The 2,077-nt window shown below is 65.5% G+C and carries 2 protein-coding genes; both read right to left on the bottom strand.

Annotated elements, in window-relative coordinates; genetic code table 11:
* Window positions 1–711: ABC transporter permease (locus tag XINFAN_RS00085; RefSeq protein ID WP_148087127.1), on the bottom strand; the 711-nt coding region annotated here is incomplete at its 3' end.
* Between the two features lie 160 nt (window positions 712–871).
* Window positions 872–2,077 (bottom strand): ABC transporter permease (locus XINFAN_RS00080; RefSeq protein WP_148087126.1); only part of this gene is annotated, 1,206 nt, incomplete at its 5' end.

Raw genomic sequence — 2,077 nt, 5'->3', positions numbered from 1 at the left:
CGCCCCCGAGATCACCCCCGGCAGGATCAGCGGCATGATCACCCGGAAGAAGGTGGTCGAAGGGCTGGCCCCGAGGCTGGCCGCCGCGCGGATCAGCGACTGGTCGAACCCGGAAAGCGTCGCCGTCACCGTGATGATCACGAAGGGAATCCCAAGCGCGGCATGGGCCAGCACCACCCCGGTATAGGTCGAGGTCAGCCGCCCGCATTCGGTGCCGAGGATCGCGCAGGGGTTCGAGTAGAAGAAGAACATCCCCGTCGCCACGATGATGATCGGCACGATCATCGGCGAGATCAGCACCGCCATGATCAGCCGCCGGTACGGCATCTCGGGCCTGGACAGGCCAAGCGCCGCCAGCGTGCCGAGGCAGGTCGACAGGATCGTCGCCCAGAAGCCGATGATCACCGAATTCTTCGCCGCCTTCACCCAGGAGGCGTTCTGCCACATGTCCCCCCACCAGGAGGCGTCGCGCGGCGCCTGCGGCGCCTGCATCCCCACCGTCACCAGCGCATCATACCAGCGCAGAGAATACCCCTCGGGATCGAGCGCAAGCATCTTCCCGGTGAAGGTGAAATAGGGCTCGGCGTTGAACGACAGCGGGATGATCACGAGGATCGGCGCGATCAGAAAGATGAAGATCAGCGTGCAGATCACCAGATAGGCGTAATACCAGGCGCGCTCCAGCGGATCGGCATAGGTGGGAAGGGCCATGGACGTCTCCTGACGTTTCGCGGGTGGAAGACCCGGGGGCGCCGCCCCCCGGCCCATTGTGTTCTCGGACCAATGGCGAACACAATGGGCCACCCCCGAGGATATTTTCAGACAGAAAACGGGGGGAGGCGGCGCCCCCTGCCCGCTTTCGGTCCGGGGCTCAGCCGAGCTTCAGCTTGTCGATCCCGACCAGCCGGTCATAGAGCCAGTAGAGCAGCAGGACGCCCGCGAGCAGCATCGCAGCCAGCGCGGCGGCCTGGCTCCAGTTCGATTTCGACATGTGGAACTGGATCTGGTTCGAGAACAGCTGGCCCTCGGCGCCGCCCACCAGCGCGGGGGTGATGTAGTAGCCCACCGCCAGGATGAAGACCAGAAGCACCCCGGCGCCGATCCCCGGCAGGGTCTGCGGCAGGTAGATCCGGCGGAAGGTGGTCCAGGAGGTGGCGCCAAGCGAGCGCGCGGCGCGGGCATAGCTGGGCGGGATCACCCGCATCACCGAATAGAGCGGCAGCACCATGAACGGCAGCAGGATATGCACCATGACGATGATCGTGCCGGTCTGGTTGTAGATCATGGTCAGCCGCCCGGAATCGTCGATGATCCCGGTCGCGACCAGCAGGCTGTTGATCACGCCCTGGCCCTGCAACAGCACGATCCAGCTTGTCGTCCGGACCAGGAGCGAGGTCCAGAACGGCAAGAGCACCAGGATCATCAGCAGATTGGCCTTCGCCATCGGCAGCGTCGCCAGCAGATGCGCGATCGGGAAGGCCAGCAGCAGGCAGATCCCGGTGATCACCCCCGACAGGATGAAGGTCTTGACGTAGAGCCAGAGATACACCCGGTCGCGTTCCGGCACCCGTTCGACATCGCCGTCGGGGCTGCGCTGCATGTCGACACCGGTCAGGTAGAAATCCGAGGTCCAGGGCGAGGCCGCCTCGCGCATCGCCACCCAGATCAGCGGATCGCCCCATTTGCGGTCCTGGGCGAGCAGCGCCTCGCGGAACGGCGGCGCCAGATCGTCGGCGGTGCGCGCCGAGGCGGTGAACAACGACCGCGTGCCCGGAACCGAATAGTTGATCCGGGTGCCGGCCTCGCCCGCCAGCCGGTTCTGCTTCATCAGCACCAGATCGGCGGCAAGGGCGGCATAGGCCGCCTCGTCGGGTTCGGTGCCCGCGGGATTGGCGTCGAACCAGGCCGCGAGACCGGGCGAGGTCTTCGAGAAGCCGTCATGGTAGACCGAGCGTTGCAGCATCTGCCCGATCGGAACCACGAAGGTGATCACGATGAACAGAAGCAACGGAAGAACAAGAAGAAACGCGCGGCGGCGTGAACGCGACTGCGCCCGCGAAAGCGCAAGACGCAGAGG

It is taken from the genome of Pseudogemmobacter humi (assembly GCF_900609055.1).
Lineage (GTDB): Bacteria > Pseudomonadota > Alphaproteobacteria > Rhodobacterales > Rhodobacteraceae > Pseudogemmobacter > Pseudogemmobacter humi.
The sequence above is the reverse complement of the archived record's forward strand: the minus strand, read 5'-3'. Positions and strand labels throughout refer to the sequence as shown.